Origin of the sequence: Aestuariimicrobium soli, assembly GCF_051192575.1 — a bacterium.
In the GTDB taxonomy this organism is placed as follows: Bacteria; Actinomycetota; Actinomycetes; order Propionibacteriales; family Propionibacteriaceae; genus Aestuariimicrobium; species Aestuariimicrobium soli.
Genome location: NZ_JBPJSQ010000014.1, coordinates 1 through 24544 on the forward strand (window position 1 = coordinate 1; position 24544 = coordinate 24544).

Annotated in this window: 19 protein-coding genes; 10 read left to right on the plus strand and 9 right to left on the minus strand. The window is 69.3% G+C overall.

All coding sequences use genetic code 11. The annotated features are described in order from the left end of the window. Nucleotides 1–192: 192 nt before the first annotated feature. A complete protein-coding gene (locus ACSDQ9_RS14120) occupies nucleotides 193–1272 on the plus strand; it encodes an IS30 family transposase (protein WP_435143774.1) in 1080 nt (359 codons plus the stop codon). Between the two features lie 80 nt (nucleotides 1273–1352). Here ACSDQ9_RS14120 and ACSDQ9_RS14125 read toward each other — a convergent pair whose 3' ends face one another. From ACSDQ9_RS14125 to ACSDQ9_RS14140, 4 genes are all read right to left on the minus strand, one after another. Continuing rightward, entirely contained in the window at nucleotides 1353–2207 is an 855-nt protein-coding gene (locus ACSDQ9_RS14125; RefSeq protein WP_435148026.1) for a sugar phosphate isomerase/epimerase family protein, read from the minus strand. 48 nt (nucleotides 2208–2255) lie between these two features. Further along, nucleotides 2256–3470 carry a Gfo/Idh/MocA family protein gene (locus tag ACSDQ9_RS14130; RefSeq protein WP_435148027.1) on the minus strand — a complete coding sequence of 405 codons (1215 nt, stop codon included), beginning with the start codon at nucleotides 3468–3470 and terminating at the stop codon, nucleotides 2256–2258. Nucleotides 3471–3538: 68 nt separating this feature from the next. Next, a complete protein-coding gene (locus ACSDQ9_RS14135) occupies nucleotides 3539–4549 on the minus strand; it encodes a Gfo/Idh/MocA family protein (protein ID WP_435148028.1) in 1011 nt (336 codons plus the stop codon). A gap of 292 nt (nucleotides 4550–4841) precedes the next feature. Then, a complete protein-coding gene (locus ACSDQ9_RS14140) occupies nucleotides 4842–6017 on the minus strand; it encodes an MFS transporter (RefSeq protein WP_435148029.1) in 1176 nt (391 codons plus the stop codon). A gap of 79 nt (nucleotides 6018–6096) precedes the next feature. On the opposite strand from ACSDQ9_RS14140, the gene galE reads away from it, so the two are divergent. Together galE and ACSDQ9_RS14150 are read left to right on the plus strand one after the other, a co-directional pair. Continuing rightward, nucleotides 6097–7086 carry a UDP-glucose 4-epimerase GalE gene (galE, locus tag ACSDQ9_RS14145; RefSeq protein WP_435148030.1) on the plus strand — a complete coding sequence of 330 codons (990 nt, stop codon included), beginning with the start codon at nucleotides 6097–6099 and terminating at the stop codon, nucleotides 7084–7086. 71 nt (nucleotides 7087–7157) lie between these two features. After that, nucleotides 7158–7286: a DLW-39 family protein gene (locus tag ACSDQ9_RS14150; protein ID WP_435148031.1), complete on the plus strand. Its 129-nt coding sequence runs from the start codon at nucleotides 7158–7160 to the stop codon at nucleotides 7284–7286. A 22-nt stretch (nucleotides 7287–7308) separates the two neighbouring features. Here the strand turns inward: ACSDQ9_RS14150 and ACSDQ9_RS14155 are convergent, their stop codons facing one another. Then, the gene (locus ACSDQ9_RS14155; RefSeq protein ID WP_435148032.1) at nucleotides 7309–9165 is read right to left on the minus strand and encodes a hypothetical protein; all 1857 of its coding nucleotides are present in this window, start codon (nucleotides 9163–9165) and stop codon (nucleotides 7309–7311) included. Between the two features lie 192 nt (nucleotides 9166–9357). On the opposite strand from ACSDQ9_RS14155, the gene ACSDQ9_RS14160 reads away from it, so the two are divergent. The 3 genes from ACSDQ9_RS14160 to ACSDQ9_RS14170 all read left to right on the plus strand — a co-directional run bounded on the left by ACSDQ9_RS14160 (nucleotide 9358) and on the right by ACSDQ9_RS14170 (nucleotide 12599). Beyond that, nucleotides 9358–10611 carry a sensor histidine kinase gene (locus ACSDQ9_RS14160; protein ID WP_435148033.1) on the plus strand — a complete coding sequence of 418 codons (1254 nt, stop codon included), beginning with the start codon at nucleotides 9358–9360 and terminating at the stop codon, nucleotides 10609–10611. Between the two features lie 37 nt (nucleotides 10612–10648). Further along, nucleotides 10649–11308, plus strand: coding sequence for a response regulator (locus ACSDQ9_RS14165; protein WP_435148034.1), 660 nt, complete (start codon nucleotides 10649–10651; stop codon nucleotides 11306–11308). A gap of 133 nt (nucleotides 11309–11441) precedes the next feature. Beyond that, complete coding sequence (locus ACSDQ9_RS14170) at nucleotides 11442–12599, plus strand: Gfo/Idh/MocA family protein (protein WP_435148035.1); 1158 nt, start codon at nucleotides 11442–11444, stop codon at nucleotides 12597–12599. A 51-nt stretch (nucleotides 12600–12650) separates the two neighbouring features. Here the strand turns inward: ACSDQ9_RS14170 and ACSDQ9_RS14175 are convergent, their stop codons facing one another. Further along, nucleotides 12651–13760 (minus strand): hypothetical protein, encoded by a 1110-nt coding sequence (locus ACSDQ9_RS14175; RefSeq protein WP_435148036.1) that lies wholly within the window; start codon nucleotides 13758–13760, stop codon nucleotides 12651–12653. Between the two features lie 287 nt (nucleotides 13761–14047). Here ACSDQ9_RS14175 and ACSDQ9_RS14180 point away from each other — a divergent pair, with 287 nt between their 5' ends. Both ACSDQ9_RS14180 and ACSDQ9_RS14185 read left to right on the plus strand, forming a co-directional pair. Beyond that, nucleotides 14048–14923 (plus strand): ABC transporter ATP-binding protein, encoded by an 876-nt coding sequence (locus ACSDQ9_RS14180; protein ID WP_435148060.1) that lies wholly within the window; start codon nucleotides 14048–14050, stop codon nucleotides 14921–14923. Beyond that, entirely contained in the window at nucleotides 14923–17433 is a 2511-nt protein-coding gene (locus tag ACSDQ9_RS14185) for an ABC transporter permease (protein ID WP_435148037.1), read from the plus strand. Before ACSDQ9_RS14180 ends, ACSDQ9_RS14185 begins: the two co-directional genes overlap by 1 nt. Nucleotides 17434–17491: 58 nt before the next feature. On the opposite strand, the gene ACSDQ9_RS14190 is transcribed toward ACSDQ9_RS14185, so the two are convergent. Next, nucleotides 17492–18334, minus strand: coding sequence for a MerR family transcriptional regulator (locus ACSDQ9_RS14190; RefSeq protein ID WP_435148038.1), 843 nt, complete (start codon nucleotides 18332–18334; stop codon nucleotides 17492–17494). Between the two features lie 196 nt (nucleotides 18335–18530). Between ACSDQ9_RS14190 and ACSDQ9_RS14195 the strand changes: the two genes are divergently transcribed. Beyond that, nucleotides 18531–19343, plus strand: a complete 813-nt coding sequence (locus tag ACSDQ9_RS14195) for a DUF4397 domain-containing protein (RefSeq protein WP_435148039.1) — start codon at nucleotides 18531–18533, stop codon at nucleotides 19341–19343. Between the two features lie 321 nt (nucleotides 19344–19664). Here the strand turns inward: ACSDQ9_RS14195 and ACSDQ9_RS14200 are convergent, their stop codons facing one another. Next, the gene (locus tag ACSDQ9_RS14200; protein WP_435148040.1) at nucleotides 19665–20054 is read right to left on the minus strand and encodes a hypothetical protein; all 390 of its coding nucleotides are present in this window, start codon (nucleotides 20052–20054) and stop codon (nucleotides 19665–19667) included. Between the two features lie 391 nt (nucleotides 20055–20445). On the opposite strand from ACSDQ9_RS14200, the gene ACSDQ9_RS14205 reads away from it, so the two are divergent. Then, complete coding sequence (locus tag ACSDQ9_RS14205) at nucleotides 20446–21804, plus strand: MFS transporter (RefSeq protein WP_435148041.1); 1359 nt, start codon at nucleotides 20446–20448, stop codon at nucleotides 21802–21804. Between the two features lie 20 nt (nucleotides 21805–21824). Here ACSDQ9_RS14205 and ACSDQ9_RS14210 read toward each other — a convergent pair whose 3' ends face one another. Beyond that, on the minus strand, nucleotides 21825–24527 hold the full coding sequence (locus tag ACSDQ9_RS14210; RefSeq protein ID WP_435148042.1) for a LysM peptidoglycan-binding domain-containing protein: 2703 nt from the start codon (nucleotides 24525–24527) through the stop codon (nucleotides 21825–21827). Nucleotides 24528–24544 lie beyond the last annotated feature (17 nt).

Here is a 24544-nt window from a genome sequence, read left to right on the forward strand (position 1 = left end):
CAGGGTGGAGTCAGGGTGTCAGTGCAACACGTTGTTCGGAGGTGTTGCATGCGTCGTGGGAATCCGGGTTACCCGGGGTGGATGCGGGAGTGGGTGCTGTGGTTGGCGGCGTCGGGGTACTCGGCGCAGAGGGCCGCGGATCAGGTGGGTGTGAGCGCGGGGACGGCTGCTGGTTGGTTGCATGCTGCTGGCATGGATCTGAAGCGTGGTCGTCATGGCGGTCTGGTTGTTGAGGTCGAGGTTGTACGGCCGGTGCTGCCGCACCCGGCGCCGTCACACGGGGCCCGGTTGTCGTTGGCGGATCGGACGTTGATCCATGTCGGGTTGGTCCAGCGGTGGTCGTTACGGCGCATCGCCGGCCAGCTGGGGGTGTCGGCGTCGACGGTCAGCCGAGAGATCGCCCGCAACTCGACACCGACCGGGTATCGGGCTGAGGCTGCCGAGACCGCGGCCGCGGGCCGTCGGGGACGTCCGAAACGGTCAAGGTTGGACGATCCCGTGCTGCGGCAACGGGTCGTCGAGGGGTTGAACTCTCACTGGTCGCCCCGGCAGGTGTCGATCCGTCTGGCGGCGCAGCATGGCAAAGATGGTTCCGTGAGCCACGAGACGATCTACCAGGCCCTCTACGTCCAGGGCAGGGGTTCCCTGCGCGAGGAACTGAGGATCGACAAGGCACTGCGATCCGGACGGACCCACCGCATCCCCCACTCGAAGCTACCGCCCCGGACGGGACGACCATGGCTGCAGGGTCATCACATCTCCACACGACCGGCCGAGGCAGCCGATCGAGCGATCCCGGGCCACTGGGAGGGTGACTTGGTCCTCGGAGCACGCAACCAGACCGCCATCATCACCTTGGTCGAACGCGCCTCACGGTTCGTCCTGCTCCATCGGCTGCCCGACCAACACGACAGCACCACCGTTGTCGACGCGTTGATCGCCATGGCCGCCACCCTGCCAGCGCAGATGCAGATGAAGTCACTCACCTGGGACCAAGGATCCGAGATGGCCGAGCACCCCACGTTCAGCCTCGCCACCCACACCCAGGTCTACTTCTGCGACCCCCACAGCCCGTGGCAACGAGGCAGCAACGAGAACACCAACGGCCTGATCCGCGACTTCTGGCCAAAACCCACCGACTTCGCCCAGATCACCGACGCCGAGATCCTCCACGTCCAGAACCTCCTCAACGACCGACCCCGCGAAACTCTCAACGCCCTCACCCCACGTGAGAAACTGCAACAACTACTCACCGTTGCACTGACCGATTGAGACCACCCAGGAAATTTCCTGGGGGTCGCACTCTTTCGTAGGAGTTTGCGCACTGATGGGGGCGGACGAACCCCGGCCGATCAGTAGCCGATGGAGGCCAGGTACTCCTTGGAGTCCTTCAGGCAGTCGAACGGGTCGCGGCCGTAGGTCTCGTCCTGCTCGACGAAGAAGTAGCTCGCGCCCGACTTCTCCGCGGCCGGAATGATCGCGGGCCAGTTCATCGTCCCCTGACCGACCTCGGCGAACTGCACGACGTCGTTGCGGAAGATGTTGAAGAACTCACCGCGCTTGTCGGGGTCGGCCAGCAGCTCCAGCGACTCCGGGGGCAGGGTGCGAATCCGGTAGTCCTTGAGGTGGATCAGGTCGCAGACGCCCGTGTACTTCTCGAGCATGTCGACGGGGTTCATGCCGCCGCGCTGCACCCAGTGCAGGTCGACCTCGAAGTGCAGGCTCGGGGCCACACGACGGACGATGTCGAACAGCGTCTCGCCGTCGAACTTCGCCAGGTCGACGTGGTGGTTGTGGTAGCACAACTGCACCCCCTCGGCGAGCAACCGCTGGGCGGCCTGCTCACACTCGGCGGCCCACTCCTCGCAGGCCTGCTTCGAGGCCATCGCGGTGAACGGCATCATGCCGATGCGCACGTGGATGACGCCCAGCCGCTTGCAGTCCGACACGATCTTGTCGAAGTGCTCCTCGAGGTTGTCGCCGGTGGCGGTGGGGCCACCCTTGAGCGCCACCGAGAGGGCGCCCACCTTCAGCCCGAGCTCGGCGACGCCGCGCTCGAGGTCGGCGGTGTTCTGCTCGTCCATGGGAATCTGCGAGACCTCGACGGCCTGGAATCCCAGGTCGGCGATCCGCTGCAGCACCGCGAACATGCCCTGCTCCGCGACCTGCTCCTTGACCATCATCATCTGCACACCAATGACTGCCATGTGTGTCCTCTTCTCTTGCGTCGTGTCGTTGTTCGTGGAGTCGGTCGCTCAGGAGCGGGACGGCCAGTCGCCGCCCTCGGCCGAGATGCGCGCGTTGAGCTCGGTCAGGTAGGCGTCCTCGTCGAAGTCGTCGATCGAGACCTCGCGCCCCTGCCAGCTGGACAGGTGGATGGCGTTGGCCAGGCGCACGCCGTGGATGCCGTCGGCACCGGGAGCGATCAGCTCCTCACCGTCGAGCACGGCGGCCGCGAAGTTCTTCAGCACCGTCGAGTGCTGCTGCCCGAACGCCGAGGTGTACTCCTTGGTCTCGGTGGTCAACAGCGAGCCCGAGTCGAGCTTGCCGCGGAAGAGCTCGCGCACCTCTTCCATCGACATCTCCTGGCTGAGCTGCTGCTCGGGCTTGGCGAAGCGGGTGATGGTGACGGTGCGGGAGTTGTCGACGACGATCTTGCCCTGGTCGCACAGGATCTCGAGACGGTCGGTGCCGGCGAGGTCATGGGTGGCCGTGATGAAGGTTCCGGTCGCACCGTTGCCGAAGTCGACGAGGGCGTTGACCTCGTCCTCGACCGCGATGTCGCGCTTGAAACCGTAGGCGACCTTGGCGAAGACGCTCTTCGGCACACCACAGAGCCACTGCCACAGGTCGAGCTGGTGGGGAGCCTGGTTGACGAGCACGCCGCCACCCTCGCCGCCCCAGGTCGCGCGCCAGGCGGACTGGTTGTAGTAGCCCTGCGGACGCCACCAGGTGGTGATGATCCACGAGGTGTGGCGCAGCGCGCCCAGCTCACCGGAGTCGAGCAGCGCCTTCAGGTCCTTGTAGAGCGGGTTGGTGCGCTGGTTGAAGAACACCCCGAAGGTCTGCTCGGGCTTGCCGGCGGCGTGGTCGATGACCTCGCGGGCCTGCTTGGTGTAGACGGCGACCGGCTTCTCGAGCAGCGCGTGCAGCCCGGCGTCGAGGGCCTTGATGCCCATCTCGGGGTGCAGGTAGTGCGGCACGGTGGTCACGACGGCGTCGACGGCGCCCGAGGCGATCAGCTCTTCGTAGTTGGTGAAGAACGGCACGCCCAGCTCGTCGGCGCGCTCCTTCTTCGACTCGTCGACGTCGGCGATGGCGCCGATGCTCATGTTGGGCACCTGGCCGTCGCTGATGAGGTTGGCGTACATCGAGCCCTCGGTGCCGAGGCCAATGATGCCCAGTCGCACCGTGCCCTCGTTGCTGGGGCCCTCGGTGCTGGTGGCCTGCTCGGTGGTGGTGTCGGTCATGGGGTTCCTTCCGTAGAGGTGCTCGGGATGTGGGAGATCGGGGTGTGCGTGGTGTGACGGACGAGGGCTCAGCCCGCGACCATCGGGTGATCGAGGTGGCCGCCGGAGCGGAAGATGTCGCCGATCATGCGCATGGTCACGTCGGCCTCGCGGGCAGAGATCCAGAACGGCTCGTCGGAGCCGAGCTGGGAGTAGAAGTCGCGGATGAGCAGTTCGTGGCTGAAGCCCCAGTACGCCTTGCCGGCCGTCGGCGAGACCTGGTCGGGGGTGAACTCGGTTCGTCCGCTGTCGAAGTGCGTGACGGTCAGGCCCTCCGAGATGCGCGCGTGCGCGTCGGTGCCCCAGACCTCGATCTCGACCGGACGATGCACCGGCGTGTTGAGCGTCGCGAAGAAGGTCGACTCGGCCCCGCTCGGGTGCTTGATGTAGGCGGTGGCGGTGTCTTCGACCTCGATGACGTCGGCGAACTTGGTGGTGGTGCCGTCGCCGGTGACCTCGGTGACACCGCCGAGGAACCACTGCACCAGGTCGAGGGTGTGGATGGACTGGTTGATGAGCACGCCCGAGCCGGCCTCGGCGAGCTTGCCGCGCCAGGGGCGACGGGCGTAGTAGTCGGCGGTGCGGGTCCAGACCACGTTGGCCCAAGCACCCTTGATCTCGCCGAGCGCACCCTCGTCGATCAGCTTCTTCAGCTGCACCGACGAGGCGTTGTAGCGGTTCTGCAGGCAGACGGCCAGCTTGCCGTGGGCCCGGTCGGCGGCGGCGACGAGGGCGTCGGCGGCCGAGCGGGAGTTGGCCAGCGGCTTCTCGAGCAGCACGTTGGCGCCGGCGTCGAGCAGGTCGATGGCCACCGGGGCGTGCTGGTGGTGCGGGGTGGTGACGTGCACGACGTCGGGATGAATCTCGCGGTACATCTCGAGGTGGTCGCTGAACACCGGCACACCGTGCTCGCGGGCGGACTCGGCGCGCTCGGGATCGCTCTCGACGAGGGCCACCAGTTCGGCGCCCTCGATGGACGCGATGGCTTCGAGATGGACGACGGAGACATCTCCGACGCCGACGAGTGCTGCTCTGGTCATGTGAACTGCTGCCTGTCCGCTGCGGTGCAAGAGACCCACGCATGGTGGGGGTGGGCTTTCCAGCCACCCTAGGCAGGGGTGTCCGAGGCCCCCATGGGTTGCCAACACTTGCCGGTGGCGGCCCGCGCGGGTGTGGTTGCGGCGGCTCCCCGATCCGTAACGGTGTCACGGTGCGAGTTTTTTTCCCCCCCCGGAACAAGCCCCCCCACGGTGACACCGTTATGGGGCGCGGAAAGCTGGGGACCCCCGCCAGAGAGCTGGATGCCCACCCCCGGGAGAGGTGGAAAGCCCCTCAAGCAGCGGCCACGCGTCCACTGCGCCGCGCCGCCAGCAGCGTGAACCCCAGCGCGAGCACCATCAGTACCAGGCACAGTGGGAACACCCAGCGGTAGTCGCCCAGGGTGCCGCCGGCCAACCCCAGCAGTCCGCCCGAGATGATGTTGCCCACGCGCCGGGTGTTGGTGTTCAGACCAGCCGCCAGACCCGGGCGGGGAATCATCTGCTGGAACAGGGTGATCCCCACCCCCGAGATCGTCGACACGAACCACGCGTTCAACACCTGGGCCGCCAGCAGCACCACGGGGCCGGTGGCCATCCACATGACCAGCGCGTAGAGCATCCCGGCCACGGCTCCGGAGGCAACCAGGGCCAGACTCGAGAAGCGGGTGACCAGTCGTCCGACCACCAACAGACCCGGAATCTCGAGCCCGGCGGCCAAACCCAGCGCCAGACCCGCCCACCACAGCGGCAGGTGCAACGACTCGACCACGAACAGGTTGATCACCGAGGTGACGGTGGCGCTGACGGCGCCGAGCAGCACGAAGGCGGCCACCACGAGCACCACCACCAGGCGGGGCAACGACAGCTGGTCGTCGTGGGCGACCGGCTTCATCCCGGCGGCCTTCAGCTGCATGTGCTCGCGGGCCATCAACCAGGTGAGGACGAGGTTGCCCACGGCCACCGCCGCCACTGCCCAGAGCACCGCCTTGTTGCCGAAACCGCTGATCAACCCCGTGGCGAGCGGGGGTCCGATCACCCACGCGAGCGAGTTCACGGTGCGGGTCTTGACCACGTCGGCGGTGGGCAACCCCGAGGCACGCAGGTGCCCGTAGAGCATCGACATGCCCACGCCGGCGGGCCCACCGAAACAGACCAGCCCCGCCACCACCAGCGGCAGCCGGGTCGTGCTCGCGAGCACCGCCACCAACCCCAGGGTGAGCACACTGGCGACGGCGAGCCAGCGCAGGTAGTTGCGCTGCCGGTCGGCCAAGGCGGGCAGCACCAGCGCAGCCACGAAGCCGCCGGCGTTGTAGATCGCCAGCGTCCAGCCCATCTCGGCCGCGGACATGTCCAGCAGGGCCACCAGGATGAACGCCAGCGCCGGGGTCAGGAAGGCGAAGTGCAGCCCCCACAGGCCGGCGGCGGCGGAGGCGGTGATGCGGTTGGGTACGCGGTCAGGGGAGCTCACGAGCGCCAACGCTAATCGGGGCTGATCGCGCCAGACAGGTACTGCCATACCCCGGCAGTCGTCCCACTAGGGTGAAGCCATGCGCATTCTGATCACCGGCGGCGCCGGCTACATCGGATCCACCGTCGGCTCGGCCTGCGAAGACGCCGGCCACGAGGTCGTGGTGCTCGACGACTTCTCGACCGGACGACCCGAGTTCCTGCTGGATCGCACCCTCTACCAGGGCGATTTCGCCGACCGGGAGCTGCTCGACCGCGTGTTCACCGAGCAGCAGATCGACGCCGTCATCCACTGCGCCGCGAAGATCCTGGTGCCCGAGTCGGTGGCCCAGCCGCTGGCCTACTACGAGAACAACGTCGGCAAGACCCTCGACCTGCTGACCGCCATGCGCGACCACGGGGTGAACCGCATCCTGTTCTCGTCGTCGGCCTCGATCTACGCCACGGACGAGAACTTCCAGGTCACCGAGACCTCGGCCCTCGACCCGCAGTCGCCGTACGCGACCACCAAGTTCATGGTCGAGATGATCCTGCGCGACGTCGCCCACGCCAGCGACCTGCACGTGCTCAGCCTGCGCTACTTCAACCCGATCGGCACCGACCCGCAGCTGCGCACCGGTCAACAGATCGAGAAGCCCAGCCACGTGCTCGGCAAGATGATCGAGGCCTGGGTCAACCACGCCACCTTCACCGTCACCGGGGTCGACTGGCCCACCCGCGACGGCTCGGGCATTCGCGACTACATCCACGTCTGGGACCTCGCGCAGGCGCACGTCGCCGCCGTGGAGAAGTTGGACGAGATCACCCGCGACGACAACTACCAGGTGATCAATGTCGGCACCGGCAACGGGGTCACCGTCAAGGAACTGGTGCGGGCCTTCGAGGCGGGCACCGGTGAGCCGCTCGACGTCGAGTTCGGGCCGGCTCGTCCGGGCGACGTGGCCGGCGCCTACACGATCTCGAACCGGGCGACGGAGTTGCTGGACTGGAAGCCGCAGTTCACCGAGGCCGACGGTGTGCGCGACGCCATTGCCTGGCTGCCGCGCCGCAAGGAGCTGCTGGGCTACTGAGCCGCGGCTCGTCCCTCACCCCCGACTGCCCCGGCTCCGACCACGCAGACCGGACGACGTAGGCTGGGCGCATGAACAAGACGCTGCTGCTGATCGCCGCGATCCTGGTCGCTCTCGGCTTCCTCGCGGCGAAGCGCCGGGTGCGCGAGGCCGAGCAGGAGGCCGCCCTCTGGGCCGAGGCCACCGACCCCCTGGAGTGAGACCACCCCGCTTGATCAGGGCTCAGTGCTCGTCCCTCGTACCCGCCATCCAGTCGAGCGTGAGGGTGGACGAGGTTCCGCGCACCACGCAATGGGTGCCCCCACGGGGCATGTCGACCCACTCCGTCTCATAGCGCGGGTGGTCGCTGGCATGGGTCACCCCGTTCACGCGGAACTCCGAGTGCCAGCCCAATTCATAGACGTGCCGCGCGGAAGAACTGCCGAACCCCGCCACGTGGCGCGCCGACAGCACGAGCCCGGCTCGTCCGAGATCGAGACTCCACTGCGTGGCCGCCGCGACGAACTGCGCGAAGTTGGGGAACTCGCTGCGGTCGGCGAGCACGACCCCCCAGGCGGTGACCGGCCCCCGCTGCAGCACCTCGTAGTCGCTGACCACCTCGTAGGGGTGCGCGGTGAGCACCGCCAGGTAGGAATCGCCCTTGCGGCCGAGCAGCGCGCGGTCGGTGAGCGTGGTCTCGTCGAAGGCAACGATCGGGAAGTGCAGGTGCGACAGCTCCGGCCGGCGCCCCTCGAGGTAGCCCTTGCGGGCGCGTAGGTCGTGCAGCACCAGCACCACGTTGTCGGACTGGGCGATGTCGGGGTTGATGCCGTTGCCGATCCAGTCCGAGGGGGTGGCCGGGCGCGACTCGGCCTTGGCCCCGACCGAACCGGGGTTGGTGGAGAACACCACGATGCCTCCCGGCAGCGCGGCCTCCCACAGATGCTGTTGGTCGCCGAAATCGCGCGGACGGTAGTGCTGGGCGCTCGACAACAGCAGGTTGGGGGTGCGGAAGGTGGTCACGTCGACCCGCCCCAACTGCATGCCGATGGTCACCGGGTTGATGCCCCGCACCAGTAGCGGCGCCATGCCCGGATTGAACTTCCGAAACGGACGAAGGCCCGCGAAGAAGCTGTTCTCCCACATTCCCAGCCGGTTGATCACCGCGATGGTGTCGCCGATGATCTCGGGATCGGTGATGGCCTGCATCGACCAGCACGCCCGCACTCGTTCGACGGCCAATTGGGCCGATGAGATCGCCGGCGTGCGGGCCCGGTGCCGCTCCTCGGTCTGGACGATGGTCTCGTCGATGCTGCGGCCGTGGCTGACGTGAATGCGATGGGCGCCCCCCTGCAGGGCGATGTCGATCACCGCCTGCGGAACCCGATAGCGCCGGCGCGAGCAGAAGATGCCCGAGAGCTGGTCGACGCGGAACGGCTGCGGTTCACCGAAGGCGTCCGCGACGATGGCCGAGACCTCCTGCACCGTGGGGTCGACCTTCTGCCGTCGGTAGGCCCGCCCCTGGGAGCCGTGCAGGCGTCCGTCGAAGTGGTGCAGGGCGAGGTCGAGCATCAACAGGTCGAGCACCATGCTCGCGCGGTGGGCCAGCTCCTCGTCCGCGTGGTCGACCAGCAGGGTGAGCGCCACGGCGTCGAGCTCGTAGTAGGTCGCCGACAGCCATTCGGAGAATCCCCAGCGGAAGCGGTCCTCGAGCCAGTCGAGCAGGCGCCGCCGGGCCGCCTCGGCGTGCGCAGTGCCGGATCGTCCGTCGTTGGTGAACAATCGGTCACCGAGCAGCCGGCCGGCCAGGTACTCACCCGCGCCGAACAGCACCTGGTGGTTCTCGCTCCACGAACACATGGAGTCGTCGCCGGGCTCGGTGAAGGAGTACTTGAAGCCGGCCAAGCACTTGTCGATGGCGGTGCGCAGGTCGTCCGGGAGCAGGGCGCCGGCCTCGATGCGCAACTTCAGCAGCACCAGCAGGCGGTGGTCGGCCAGGTCGCGGCGCTCGTCGAGCATCGTCATCAGGCGGCGCACCCACTCGTCCGATTCGCCCATCGCGAGCAGCGTGGCGGCAGCGCGATACGCATTCGGGGTCATCGCCACCTCCTCGCCCACCACCTCGCCACCCTGCACTCGGTCACGCTACCGGCTGAACGCCCCCTCGGCGCCGCCGTGGGAACAACCGGGAGCCCCGGCCCCACCCCCTGCCGTGGTGGCACACCAGCCGTGCGCACGTCGCGACCCTCGTCCGATGTGGGCACCGGCCCCGCCGCCTAGGCTGGAACAACCATGTCTGTCCCGCATCGCCCCGATGGGCTCCTCGGCGATCGGCCGCGCTCGCGCGACGCCGACATCGTGCTCGCCGTCGTGCTGTTCGGGGTGCTCTGCGGCCCCTACGTGCTGTTCGGGCTCACCAGCCACGCGGGCTACGAGCTGTTGTTGGCCGGGGTCACCACCGCCATGATGTGCGCGGCGATGGTGTGGCGGCGCAGTCGTCCGACCCTGATGCTGGGCATCGTCACGCTCGCCGGGGTGCTGCAACTGCTGGTGCTGCGCTACCCCACGACCTCGGTGATGATCATCCCGCTGGCCTGCTACTCCTTCGCGCGTTGGACCGACGGCAGCCGGTCGCGTCGGGTGCTGCCGTTGGGCGCGGCGGCATCGCTGCTCGGCCCGTTCACCTGGATGCCCGGGTTGGTCGGCTACGACAACCCCCTTGACTACGGCGGCGTCGGGCTGCTGAGCGTCGCCATTCTGTACGGCATCACCGTGATGGTCTGCGCGGGCTTGGTGATCACCCCCTACGCGATCGGGCGCCGCATTCGCGAGTCGGCGCTCACCAAGCAGCAGGCCGAGCAGGCCGAACTGCAGCGCTACCAGGCCGCCCTGCACCAGCGCGAGGCCGCCGGACGCATGGCCGAGGCCCGCGCCCGCGCCCAGATCGCCCGCGAACTGCACGACATCGTCGCCCACTCACTGTCGGTGATGATCGTGCAGGCCGAGGGTGGCCGCGCGATCGCCGCCAAGCGGCCCGAGAAGGCCGCCGAGGTGCTCGACACGATCGCGTCGACCGGACGAGATGCCCTCGGCGAGATGCGGCGCATCGTCGGGGTGCTGCGCGGCACCGACGAGGGCGACGCCGAATATGCCCCCACCCCCGGGCTGGCCGACATCGCCGAGATGGTGGAGCGGGCCGGCGACCGCATCTCGTTGACCGTCACCGGCGAGGCCCCGGTGGTGCCCGACACCCTCGGGCTGACCGTCTACCGGGTCGCCCAGGAGGCGGTCACCAACGTGCTCAAGCACGCCGGCGCCGATGCCCACGCCGAGGTCACGCTCACCTATCTGCCGACCATGATCGTCGTGCAGGTGACCGACGACGGCCCCGGTTCGACCCCCTCGGACGGCAAGGGGCACGGCCTGCGCGGCATGCACGAGCGCGTGCAGTCGATGGGCGGACGACTGCTGGCCCGCCCGCGTTCGAGCGGCGGCTTCCTGGTGCGCGCCCAGTTCCCCCTGCCCGGGCACCGGCTGGTGTCATGATGACCACGATCCCCCCATCCATTCTTCGGAGGACACGATGACCGCACCCATCCGCGTGCTGCTCGCCGACGACCAGGCGCTCGTGCGCAGCGGGTTCCGCATGCTCATCGAGTCCGAGGACGACATGGAGGTGGTGGGTGAGGCCAACAATGGCCTCGAGGCGCTGCAACTGCTGCGCACCACCCCGGTCGACGTCGTGCTGATGGACATCCGCATGCCCCAGCTCGACGGCGTCGAGGCCACCAAGCGCATCGCCGCCTCGCCCCTGCCCACCCGGGTGTTGGTGCTCACCACCTTCGATCTGGACGAGTACGTGTTCTCCGCGTTGAAGGCCGGGGCGTCGGGGTTCCTGCTGAAGGATGCGCACCCGCACGACCTGCTCAACGCCATCCGCAATGTCGCCGCCGGTGACGCCGTGGTGGCACCCAGCGCAACCCGACGCCTGCTGGAGCAGGTGGTGCCGGGGTTGCCGTCGTCCCCCGGGCAGACCGACGAGCGGCTCGACCTGCTCACCGAACGAGAGCGCGAGGTGCTGGTCGAGATCGCCAAGGGGGCCAGCAACACCGAGATCGGGCAGCGGCTGTACATGGCCGAGGGCACGGTGAAGACCCACATCGGGCGACTGCTCAGCAAGTTGCAGTGCCGCGACCGGGTGGGGCTGGTGCTGTTCGCCTTCGAGGTGGGCCTGGCGCGCTGAGGGCACGGGTCCAGATCGCCGGGCTGCGGTGCTCACCTCGTGACCTGCCCTTGCCGCCCGGCTGCGCCCGTGATCGGGTGATGCCAGCACGCCCAGCCGGCGAGGAACCCGCAGGCACGAAGAAGGAGTCACCATGGGACAGTTCGCCATCATCGGGGCGGGCGACCGCTCGTACCTCGGTCAGGTGATCAGCAAGGTCGATCCCACGTCGCGGGTGACCGACGTGGTCGACCCCTTCCCTTCGGGCCGGGAGCGCGCTCGCGCCATGTTCGGCGACGATGTGCGCCTGCACGACACGGTCGCCGACCTGCTGGCCGCCCGCCACGCCCTCTCCCAGCAGCACGAGGGCGCCGAGCAGCTCGACGGCGCCCTGGTGACCTCGCCCGACGCGGTGCACGCCGAACAGGCCCGCGAGTTGCTGCGCGCCGGCGTCACCACCTACCTCGAGAAGCCGATGGCCATCACCACCGAGGACGCCGACGACTTGCTGCGGCTCGCCGATGAGACAGGCACCCGGTTGTTCGTGGGCCACAACATGCGCTTCATGGGGGTCGTCACCATCATGAAGCGGTTAATCGACGAGGGTCGCATCGGACGAGTGCAGGCGATCTGGTGCCGCCACTTCGTGGGGTTCGGCGGCGATGCCTACTTCCGCGACTGGCACGCCGAGCAGCGCTACGGCAACACCCTGCTGCTGCAGAAGGGCGCCCACGACCTCGATGTCATCCACCACCTGGCGGGTGCCTACACCGAGCGGGTGCAGGCATTCGGACGACTGGCCGTCTACGGCGACACCACCGATCGGAATCCTTCGCAGGGCCTGGACTGGGTGAACCGCCGCCCCATGACCAACTGGCCGCCGCGCGAACTCACCGGCCTGAACGCCGAGCTCGACATGGAAGACCTCGCCCAGGTGAACCTGCAGTTGGCCGGCGGCATCCTGGCCAGCTACCAGCAGTGCCATTTCACGCCCGACTACTGGCGCGACTACACCGTGATCGGCGATCTCGGACGCATCGAGAACCAGGGCGACGGCGAGGGTGGGGTCGTCCGGCTGTGGAACCGCCGCGTCAACAGCGCCTACGAACCCGACGAGGAGTTCCCGATCACCGGTGACGCCGGCGGTCACCTTGATGCCGACGAGAAGATCATCTCGGAGTTCCTGGACTACGCCTTCGGCCGCATCGACGAGACCCGCGTGCCGTCGATCGCGGCACGCCACGCCGTGGCGACGGGCGTGGCGGCCGCGTGGTCGATGCGCAACGGCGGGGTGCCGGTCGACGTCAGCTGAGCCAGCTGCCCCGAGTGAACCAGGTGTCGCCGATCACCCAGTACGAGAACCTCAGTTGTCGCGGGCGGCCGTCGCGAACCCGGTCAACTGCTTGCCCGGGTTCTTGGTACCACCCGCCACCACCACCTGAGACCCCCCGGTGGCGGTCGACTGGGTCACCAAGAAGCCCTGGTCACCGCATCCCCCGACCCGCACCACGGCGCGCGTGGCTCCGGCGTAGAAGTCGACCAAGCTGCGCTCGCCCCCTTGGTTGGGGATCGCCGTCCAGCGGGTGCCCGAGACGAAGCCCCACTGGGCCGCCCCACAGGTGGGGGTCTTCGCCACGGCCAGCCCCTTCGCGGTCTGGCGGGCCCCGATGTAGCCGTACGGTGCGCGCGGGAGCGACCCGCTGAGGGAGGTGAATCGTCCGGTGTTGGTGTCGTAGCGGTAGACGGTGGCCGCATTGGCGCCGATGCAGCTGACGGTCACCGACACGTTCGACAGCGAGTACCCGGGTTGGCAGTACTGGCCGGCGGGGGTCGCCGAGGTGCGCATCAGCCGCCCGGTGGCGTTCGAGCTCACGGTGATCTTCCCGGCGGACGACCGCCCCACCACCAGCACGCCGTCGCGGGTCTGCACCAGGCTCTCGAGCGGCGAGGCACCGGGGAAGGTGGCTTGGAGTCGTCCCTGCAGGTCGCGCCGCTGCCACGACGTGTCGGTCGCGACCAGCAGATTGAGGCCACTGGGATTGGTGAACCGCACGGTGTTCAGACCGGGAACACTCCACGAGGTCTGCTGGCGGGTGAGGGTGTCGACGATGATCACCCGCGTCGAGCCGCCGCTGGTGGCCGCGGTGAGCACGACCCGTCGTCCGTCGTTCGACAGGTCACCGACGTTGGCACCCGTCGGCACCGTGCCCAGCGAGGTCTGCACCGCCGTCGGTGACGCCATCACCAGCGTGCTGGCGCCGGTGGGTCGGCCCTGCGAGTCGACGGACGAGAGCGTGGCCGCGGTCCAGCCCTCGGGGTGGGAGATCCAGCCCGGGGTGGTGACGGCGGACGAGGACGACGACGACAGCCCGGTGAGGGCGATGGCCGCGACCGCGGCGACGGCGGCGCCCGTACGGGTGACCGAAGTGCGGGTGACCGAGGTGCGGGTGAGGGCGGGGCGGGCGATGACCATGGGGAACTCCTGGGCTGGGTGGGTGAGGCCTGTGAAACTGAGGTTCACCTGCATCACTCCCCGGGGGCCGTCGTCGTTGCCGAGTTGCGCATGGGAATCGGCTGAGATTGTCCGGCGCCTTTCTCAGCCGACCCGTGCCGGCCCGACCCGTCCCCGGTTCCTCGTTCAGACCCCGGTCTGACCCCGAACCACGCGATTCACACCCGTGGCGGGGGGCCGCGCGCCACCGTCGCCTCCTAGGCTGGCGAGTGCTCCGCACCACCGTTCGAGCTCCGACAGAGAGGCCCATCGTGACCCAGCAGCATCCGACCGACCAGAATCCCCGTCGGGCGATGACCGAGACCGTCGACGAGCCCCAGCAGTCAGCCGCCGCCGAGCCTCAGCACGGCATCGTCCCTCGTGGTGACGGTCTGCGGGGCACCGCCGTTGCCACCGGCGATGACATCGTCGCCGAGGCGCGCGAGCTGGTGAAGGTCTACGGCTCCGACAAGACGCAGGTGGTCGCTCTCGACCGGGTGTCGGTGAGCTTTCGGCGCGGCTCGTTCACCGCGATCATGGGCCCGTCGGGTTCGGGCAAGTCGACCCTGATGCACTGCCTCGCCGGCCTGGACCGCATCACCGACGGCCAGGTCTTCCTCGCGGGCGAGGAGCTCAACCGTCTGCCCGACTCGAAGCTCACCAACGTGCGCCGTGACCGGCTCGGGTTCGTCTTCCAGAGCTTCAACCTGCTGCCGACGCTGACCGCGCGCCAGAACATCGTGCTGCCGCTCGACCTGGCCGGCAAGCGCCCCGACGAGGCCTACTTCACCCAGCTCACGCAGTCGCTGGGCCTCACCGAGCGCCTGGCCCACCGCCCGTCCGAACTCTCGGGTGGCCAGCAGCAGCGCGTCGCCATCGCCCGCGCCATGGTGACTCGTCCCGACGTGATCTTCGCCGACGAACCGACCGGCGCCCTCGACTCGAAGACCGGCACCGCGCTGCTCGACTACCTGCGCCGTTCGGTGGACGATCTGGGCCAGTCGATCATCATGGTCACCCACGACCCGAAGGCCGCCGCCTACGCCGATCGCGTGCTGGTGCTGCTCGACGGGCACATCGTCGACGACCTCGCCGACCCCGACGTCGACCAGGTCACCCACGCACTCGCCTCGCTGGAGCGCTGATGTTGCGCAACGCACTCGCCGAGATCCGGCAGCATCCCGGGCGCATGCTCGCCACGCTGGTCGCGATCGCCATCTCGGTGGCCTTCATGGCCGGCACCTCGATCTACCTGGGCACCGAGAAGAAGGGCCTCGCGGGTCAGCTCAACCGGCAGGTGGTCGCCAGCGACGTCATCGTCCGGCAGTTGCCCGAGCCGGCCCCCACCGACGACCCCGCCACCGTCGACCAGCAGAAGAACGCGGACGCCTTCGCCGCCACCCTCGCGAAGGTGCCCGGCGTCAAGGCGGCCGAGGCGGTCAGTTCGACCGGCGGCACCCTCGACAACGGCAACCAGGTGGTCTTCCTGCAGTTGTTCGTGCTGACCGGTGACGACTTCCGCTGGGCGAGCGTCACCGACGGCCGCTGGCCCGAGTCGGCCACCGAGCTCGCCCTGCCGCCCGACATCGCGCGCAAACTCGGCCTGTCGGTGGGTGACACCGTCACGTTCAACGGGCAGGTCGAGCTCACGCTCGTCGGCATCACGGACGATCCCAAGAGCCTGCTGAACCCAGCGGGCTACGTGTCGAAGGCGGCCGCTCAGGCGTCCGGTGCCTACCCGAGCATGGTGCTGGTCAAGGCCGAGCCCGGCACGTCCGCCGACACCCTGACGACCGCCGTGAAGGCCGCGGTGCCCACCGAACTGCGCGACGGGGTCGTCTCGAAGCAGGCGTTCATGGACGAGCAGTTGCAGGAACTGACCCAGGGCGTCGACGCGATCCGCACCTTCCTGATGGTGTTCGCCGGCATCGCGCTCGTGGTCGGCATGATCATCATCTCGAACACGTTCACGATCCTGATCACCCAACGGCGGCGCCAGATCGGCCTCCTGCGGGCGGTGGGTGCCAGCACGGGTCAGATTCGCGGGCAGCTGCTCGTCGAGGCGGTGCTCACCGGGTTGATCGGCTCGGTCGTCGGCGTGCTGGTCGGGGCCGGCCTGGCCGCGGCCGGCGCCACCTACACCGGCTCGATCTTCTGGGGCATGGAGTTCCCCATCGGCGAGATCGCCATCGAGATCGGGGTCGGCGTGCTGATCACGGTGCTCGCGGCGCTGGCGCCGGTGTGGAAGACCTCGCGCGTGAAGCCCCTCGAGGCCTTGCAGCCGGTGCTCAATGCCGACGCCGCCAAGAAGGTCTCGCTGGTGCGGGGCATCATCTGCGGCGTGCTGTTCGCCATCGGGATCGCGTTCATGGTGATGTCGCTGATGCAGGGCATCAACCGCGACGGTGACCAGACCAAGGCGCTGGCCACCATCGGTTTCGCGGTGATCGCCGCCGCCTTCATCGCGATCGCCGTGCTGGCCGCCGCGCCGCTGTATGTGTCCGGGCTGATCCGGCTGGTCGGCAAGGTGACCGGGCTGACCGGCCCGACCGCGCGCATGGCCACCATGAACGCCTCCCGCAACCCCAACCGGGCGGCCGCGACGGCGGTGGCGCTGATGCTCGCGATGGGTCTGATCGTGACCCTGCAGGTCGCGACCTCGAGCGTGCGGACGACCGTGCTGCAGCAGATCGACGAGCGCTACCCGGTCGATCTGCAGGTGACCGCCACCGGTGAGGCCGGGCTGACCAGCGAGGTGATCGCCAAGCTGGACGCCCTGCCCGGGGTCGAGCGCAAGGCCGTGCTGCCCGGTGGCATGGTCGAGACCAGTGACGGCAACCAGTTCTACGTCAGCGGCCTGACCGCCGATGCCCGAGCCGTGGCACCGACCCTGCCCGCCAACCTGCCCGACGGCAGCGCCCTGGCCAATGGCGAGACGGTCACCTACGCCAAGCAGGCACTCGGCGGCGACACCATCACCCTGAAGTCGGGCACGACCACGGTCACGGTGAAGCTGGTGAAGAACAATGCCGCGCCGTCGCAGGGGATCGTCGTGAACGAGGCCGTGCTGGCGAAGCTGGTTCCCGACGCCAAACCGAGCTCGTACTGGGTGAAGCTCACCAACCGAGACGACTTCGCCCGCACCCTGCTGCAGTTGGAGTCGCTCCCCCAGACCGAGGGCAACTACCTGATGATCTCGGGTGGGGCCACCGAGGCCTACATCATCAACCAGGCGCTCAACATCATGCTGGCGATCGCCACGGCCCTGCTCGGCGTCGCGGTGCTGATCGCGCTCGTCGGCGTGGCCAACACGTTGGGGCTCTCGGTGATCGAGCGCACCCGCGAGTCGGCGCTGCTGCGGGCCCTGGGCATGCACAAGTCGAAGCTGCGACTGATGCTGTGGCTCGAGGCGGTGGCCCTCGCCCTGGTCGGCGTCGTGGTGGGCATCGTGGCGGGCTCGTTCTTCGCGTGGCTCGGGGTGGGCGCCATCTTCCGCGGCACCGGCCTCGACGCCGCCCAACTGAAGTTCTCCATCGATCCGTGGCAGACGGTGGCCCTGGTGGCGATCGCGGTGATCGCGGCCTCGCTGGCCTCGATCCTTCCCGGACGACGCGCCGCCAACGCTGCTCCGACGGAGGCGCTGGCGGCGGACTGATCGGGTCCGACTGATCGGGTTCGTCCGATCAGGGACAGCAGCAGGCGGTGGTCAGGGCTCAGGCCTTGGCCACCGTCGCCGCTATGGCGGCGGCCGCATCCGACAGGGTGCCGGGCAGGGTGATCGCCGCGTCCACCCCGGACGCGGCTCGTCCACCGACGAAGACGTGCCGCAGCCCGGCTGCGTGGCACGCACGCACCGCCTGCTGGCCCGAGTCGACGTCGGCGACTGTCGCGACCCCTACCACGGCGGCGGCGGGACGATAGCGGTGGGCCACCACCTGCCAACTCTGCGCGGGCACGTCGGCCCCGAGGTAGATGACGTTGACCTCGAGGCGGCGCAGGCACAGGGCGAGCGCCAGCGCGGGCAGTTCATGGCGCGCCTTGGCGGGCAGTCCCACCGCCACCCTGGGGCCCGAGGCGCGGGTGGCGGCGTAGAAGGCGGCCAGGCGGTGCATGACGGCCGCACTGATGAGGTGCTCGGTGGCGACGTCGAGCTCACCGGACGACCAGGCCTCTCCCACCCTTCGCAGCGATGGCATCAGCCACTGGTCGATCACCGTCTCGACCTTGCCCTGGGCGAACTGTCGGTCGATGAGTGCCTCCAAGGCCTGGGGGTCGCGCGGAGAACGCAGCAAGGCCTCGTGGTCGAGCAGCGCCGATACTGGTGGCGCCCCGGGCGTGATGTCGAGCAATTGGGCCGCCTTGCGGGGAGGGATGCCGGCCTCCACCAGGTCCCGCATTCGACGCAGCCGGGCGACCTGCTCGTCGTCATAGCGACGGATGCCATTGTCGTGGCGGTGCGGCTCGACCACGCGGTAGCGCGTCTCCCAGGCCCGCAAGGTGGCGATCGGCAAGCCCGTCAACCGGGCCACGTCGCCGATGGCGTGCGGTGCGTCCATGATCGTCCTTTCGCCGGCTGAGCCCCGGCCCACTACGCAGCCTAGGGACACCGGGACAAAAAGCTAGACAAAACAGCAGTCTGTCTAGATTCTTTGTCGAGCTTTGCGCAGTATGGAGCTCACGAGGAGGGGGGTCGAGGATGACCATTCGCCTCGCACCACCGACCCAGACGCACCACCTTCCAAGGAGACTCCCATGCGCACCATTCGTCGAGTAGTGGCGGCCCTCAGCGCCACCCTGCTCGCCATCCTGGGGATGGCACTCACCTCACCCGCGGCACACGCGGCACCCCAGACCTCCCAGGTCAGCGTGCTGCACGCCGTGCCCGGCGCCACCGTCGACGTGTGGGCCAACGGCAAGCCGCTGCTCACCAAGTTCACTCCCGGCACGCTCACCCAACCGATGGCGTTGCCCGCCGGCAGCTACGACATCAAGATCGTCAAGGCCGGCGATCCCGCCACCGCGGCCGCCGTGATCGAGGCCAAGGGCCTGAAGGTTCCCGGGGGCGCCAACCTCACCCTCGTCGCCCACCTGGATGCCATGGGCAAGCCGGTGCTCACCGCCTTCGCCAATGACACCAGCGCCTCGTCGAAGGGTGCCCGGCTGACGGTGCGCCACGTCGCGGCAGCCCCGGCGGTGGACGTTCGTGCTGGCGGCAAGGTCGTCGTCCCCGGTTTGGTCAACCCGAAGCAGGCTGCCCTTGACCTCATGCCCGGCACCGTTTCAGCCGACGTCGTGCTTGCCGGCACCGACACCGTGGCCATCGGCCCGGCCGACGTGAAGCTCAGCCAGGGTCACAACACCATCGTCTACGCGTGGGGTTCGGCCGAGGGCAAGAGCCTCGCGCTGGCCGTGCAGCAGGTGAGGCTGTCGGGCGTTGGACTGCCCCACACCGGTGTCGCCGACGAGCCCACCAGCAACACGCTGCCGATCGTCGCATCGGCCGTGATGGTCGCGCTCGTCGGAGCCCTCGCGCTGCGGCGCACCCGCTCGGCGGTCCGGAACTGACAGGTCGCCCCCCGGCGAGGCCGTGGCTGAGAATATTCAGTCACGGCTTCGCCGCGTGAACGCCCTGACCGTGAGGGAAGTGGCTTGTCGCATTCGCAGAACCGGTCAACTCGCGGCGGGCAACGCCGCCGCATTCCTTGACGGAAGCTGAGACCGCATGCATCATTGTCACAAGCTTGAAGTGAGACACGGTGCAGGTGGCTCCTTGACAGGCTGCACAGACGCCCGGGGGGCTGTTGGGGGTGACCAGCAGTCCCCCGGTGCATGTCCTGGGCCATGCCTCTTCCGCACCGACCCGACGATGTCGGATGTCCCAGACGGTCAGTTGGCCAGTCGCCAGGCCAGGAAGTCGGCCAGGTCGCCGGCATCGCCGTCTCGTCCGCCGCGATTGACGACCAAGACCGGTTGGGTGGGCTGCAACCGCACCCCGCGCAGGCGATCCATCAGCGACCCGGGCACGGTGAGCTGGTAGAACTCGCCACCCTCGCCGATCGCCAGCGACTTGTTGGCGCGGATGTACCAGCCGCTCTGGTCGGTCTTCACCACCTGCCCGGTCATCAGGCGGGCCTTCAGCGGCTCGGGAGCGATACCTCGGGCGCGGCAGGTGTCCACGAACTCGTCGATGAGCTTCTGCGCGGCCACGGCCTCGTTGCGGGCCTGACCCTGGCTCAACTCGAAGCGGAGTTTCGCATCCTCGCGGCGCTGGTTCATGCCTCGAGCGTAGTCACCGCGCGGGCTGGGTGGGAGGTGGCCGGGGTGGGTCGGCAGCGGGCGGGGTGGCGCTGGCGGCAGGTGCTGGGGGGCGCTGCAGCGGGCCGGGCGGGCTGGTTGCGGCCGAAGAGCGATCCATAACGGTGTGGGGTGGGGACCGCTCGTGCCAATGCCCGAGGCGAGGGGCCGAGAGAGGCTATGACCGTGGGAGCAGGGCCGGGCCGCCAACCCCGGTTCATCCCGGACGAGCCCGAGCGCCCCTGTGCAGGCGACGCCGGGGTGGCGCGCCCGGCGGCTAGGCTGGCGCCGTCGGCCGCTGACCACAGCCGCCCGCGAGTCCCGTCGCCGATCCCGAAGGACCTTCGTGCAGTTCTGGCGCAGCATCAAACGCATGGCGCGGCACCCCAAGTTCAAGCGGTTGCTCGCCGTGCGGATCGCCACGCAGGCCTCCGACGGCACCTTGCAAGTGGGCATGGCCAGCTACGTGCTGTTCAGCCCGCAGTCCCAACCGAATGCCGTGGCCATCGCGACCGTGCTGGCGATCACCCTGCTGCCGTTCTCGTTCCTCGGCCCCTTCGTCTCGGTGGTGCTCGACCGCTGGTCGCGGCAGCGGGTGGTGGTGTGGACCGACGCCCTGCGCGCCGTGATCGCGCTGGCGTTGGCCGCCCTGGTGTTCACCGGGAACCGCTCGCTCGAGGTGCAGGCCGTGATGTTTGGGCTGCTGCTGGTGGCGATGAGCGCCAACCGGTTCCTGCTGGCCGGGTTGACGGCCGGCCTGCCCTACACCGTGAACAAGTCGGAGTACCTGACGGCCTCGTCCATCATGCCGACCATCGGCCCGACCGGCGTGCTCATCGGCGGTGCCATCGCCGGTGGGCTGCGGCTCGCGCTGGCGCCGCGGTACCTGGCCACCCATCAGGCCGACGCCGTGGTGTTCGTGGTGGCCGCACTGATGTTCTGCACCTCCGTGACCCTGGCCTTCGGCTTCGGGAAGCACGAACTCGGCCCCGAACCGGGTCTTCCCCGCGCCCGGATGACTCCGTGGCAGTCGGCCCGCAAGGTGCTCGCCGAGCTGCGCGACGCCCTCGTGCACATCGGCCAGCAGGGCCCGACGGGGGTGTCGCTGGCGACCATCTTCGGCGCCCGGGTCTGCTTCGGCCTGATCTCGGTGGGCGTGATCCTGGGCTACCGCAACTACTTCCACACCGTCTCGCAGGTGAACAAGGCGATGGCCGACATCGGGCTGTGGGGGGCGCTGACGGGCGTCGGGTTCGTGCTGTCGGCGGCGTTGGTGCCGCCGCTGGCACACCGGTTCGGGCTACGCCGGACGATGCTGGTGCTGCTGGTCGCGAGCGGTTTGGTGCAGGCCATTCCGGGGTCGATCTTCCACCGGGTGCCGCTGCTGATCGCCGCCTTCGGCATCGGGCTGTTCGCCCAGTCCATCAAGATCGTGGTCGACACCGTCTGCCAGATTCACGTCGACGACCACTACAAGGGTCGGGTCTTCGTGATCTACGACATGATCTTCAACGCCGCGATCGTGGTGGCGGCGGCGCTGGCGATCTGGGTGCTGCCGGCCGACGGTTTCAGTCACGCAGCGTTCATCGCCACGGGAGTGGCGTACCTGGTGCTCGCGGCGTTCTTCTGGTGGCGGACGAGTCGCCGCGGTGGCGATGAGGCCTTCAACCACGGCCAGCACGGGTCGGGGCACGTGCGCGAGGACAGCGACGGGGTGGTCACCACCCGCTGACCGACTCCCAGTCAGGCGAGTCAGGCGTTGCGGTTGCGCAGTCGTCCCTCGATCACCTGCTGGATGAGTTCCACGGTGTCGGCGCGCAGGTCATGGCCACTGGTGCGGGCGTGCTTGGTCAGGTGCATCACGTAGCGCTCCGCCTCGGTCTGGTTGCCGGCACGGTGTTCGGTGCGGATCAGCGTGGTGATCAGCAGTTCGTCCGTCGGCGCACACACCAGCCCACGCCGCAGGGACCACCGGGCCACGTCGAGATCGCCCGAATCGAGGCTGCGATCGGCCACCACCAGGGCGATGTCGCGGATCGTCCCGATCATGTCGCGGCGCCACTGTTCGGCCCAGTGCCACTGCCCCGGTGCCGCGTCGGCGAGCGGTTCGCCGCGCACCAACCCGAGGGCCTGCACCAGCACCTGGCTCGGCGTGCGGTTCACCCCGGCCTGCACCAGGTTCTGCAGTTCGTCCCAGTCGCTCGAGACCGCCGGATGCAGTTCGATGCGCCCGGTGTAGGCCTCGGGCAGGTACTGGCGGCCGGAATCGTCCTCACCCAACCAGACGCGCAACCGGCTCATGTTCGACCGTCGCGTCGGCTCGGCCACGAACAGCGCCTGACTCATGCGGCTGCTGAGGCTGCCGGGGTTCTCGAGCAGCCAGCCGCAGTACTCCTGGCACTGCTTGACCGCCCGCGCCGGTTGGGTACCGCGCGCCCCGGTGAGCTCGATGGGGCCGAGCAGCAGCAGCGTCGGGTGGTCGCGGTGTGCGTCGACGGTGGTCATGCTGGCCTCCTCCAGGATCTCGGGCGGGTTGTGGATGGTGGAGATCCGGGCCGGCGGGTCGTCCGCCCACCACGGGGCCCGCGTGGTCTGGTCGCTGGTGGTGGTGGCGTGCAGTTCCACGAGGGCACGCCGCGCGGGCTCGCCGATGAGACTGGGCTGGAAGTCCGGCCCGTCGTCCACGCGGGCGGTGGTCTCGTCCTCCAGTCGGACGACGCACCCGCCCGCGGTCCACGGGGTGGTGCCGGCATCGTCCAGCACGACGGCCGCCATGCCGGGGGTCTCGTCCATCAGGTCGATCAGCAGGTCACGCTCATCGGCGGTGAGGGGGTCAGAGAACAGCAGCACCTCATGGCTGTCGGGGTCGAGGTCGGCCCCGGCGAGGCGCCGATCACGGGCGCGGCGAGCGGCCCGGGCAAGCTCGACCGTGGCATCGGGGGTGTGGCGCAGCATCGGCGAGTCGAGACCGACCGCCCAGGCCAGGCCGCGACCCACCACCACGACATCGGTGCCGGCGCTCCACTCGGCCGACACCAACGAGGTGCAGACCGCCCCGAGCAGCTGCACGGTGTGGGCGGCGTCGCCCCGCAGCACAGTGATGCCACTCAACTCGACGGTGACGGGCTGGCCCTCATCGCGGTCACCGACGACCACCGTGGTCGCGGTGACTCCGTCGGGGTCGGCCGCGCCATCGGCCATGGTCGCCCAGACCGACTCCAGTCGGCGGCTGGCCTCACTGGCGGGCACGGGGCGGCGCCCGAGGTCGCGTTGGTCGTGCTGCAGCCGCCGCCGCACCAGCAGCCCGGCGGTGACCGCGGCAGCCAGACTCGCGGTGAGACCGCCCGCCAGGCGGCGCAGCGGGTTGGCCGTGACGGGGCTGGTGGGGGTGCTGGACGACGACTCCGTGGTGCTCGAGGTCGTCTGGGCTGAGGTCGTCTGGGCCGGGGTCGCCTGAACCGGGGACGCCTCGGTGGTGGGGGCCTGGCTCGAGGGGACCTCGCTCGGCCGAGGCGACGTGGACGTCGAGCCGGTCTCGTCACTACCCGGCGTCGTGGGCTGGGCCTGGGGGGTTCCGGGGCGTTCCTCGGTCGGCGAGTCGACCGACCGACCCACGGAGCCCGCGGGCAGGCTGAGCACCCAGCCGACATCGATCTGGTCGGGGTCGGTGACCAGACCGGGATTGAGGTCGGCGATCTCGGGCCAGCGCTCGGGGTCGCCGAGGTGTCGCTCGGCCAGCGACCACAGGGTGTCACCGGCGACGACCACCACGGTCGTGAGTCCGGGCTGGGACTCCCCCACCCCCGGAGCCGACAACGGGGCCGGTGCCGCGGGCAGGTCGGGCAGGGTGAGCGAGCCGCCCACCACGAGCGCGCTGTCGGCCGTCAGTCCGTTCGCTCGCGCAATCTCGCGCCACCGCTGGCCGTCGCCATAGTGGTGCTCGGCGATCGTCCACAGTTCGTCGCCCGGCGCAACCACATGGGTGCCCGTGGGGGCGAGTCGCTGCTCGCCCGACGACGCCGCAGCGCCCGCGCCAGCCGTGGCCGTGGCGGAAGCGGCCGGTTGTCCCCCGCCGGCCGCGGACGAGCCCGACCCACCCGTGCCCGGGTGACTCGAAGCCAGTCCGATCACGACGGCGGCCACCAGCACCGAGGCCAGCGGTTGCAACGATCCGGCTCCGGGAATCCTGAGGCGCACCCGGCCGGCGGTCAGCACCGCCATCACCTCGGCCACGACGCTGACCGTCAGCAGGGCCCAGCAGACCCACGCCACCACGGTCACCACCGCGACCACCAGCGTCGAGGTCACCGGTTGCTGCACGAGTTGGGACCACCGGGACGGCGCCAGCACCGAGACGTCGCCCCACGCCAGAAGTGCCACCGGCACCCCCGCGATCAGCAGCGTCAGCAGCAGGCCGGCTCCCAGCGCCCGCAGGCCCCTCGCCAGACTCGTCATGTCAGCTCCGTTGTCGT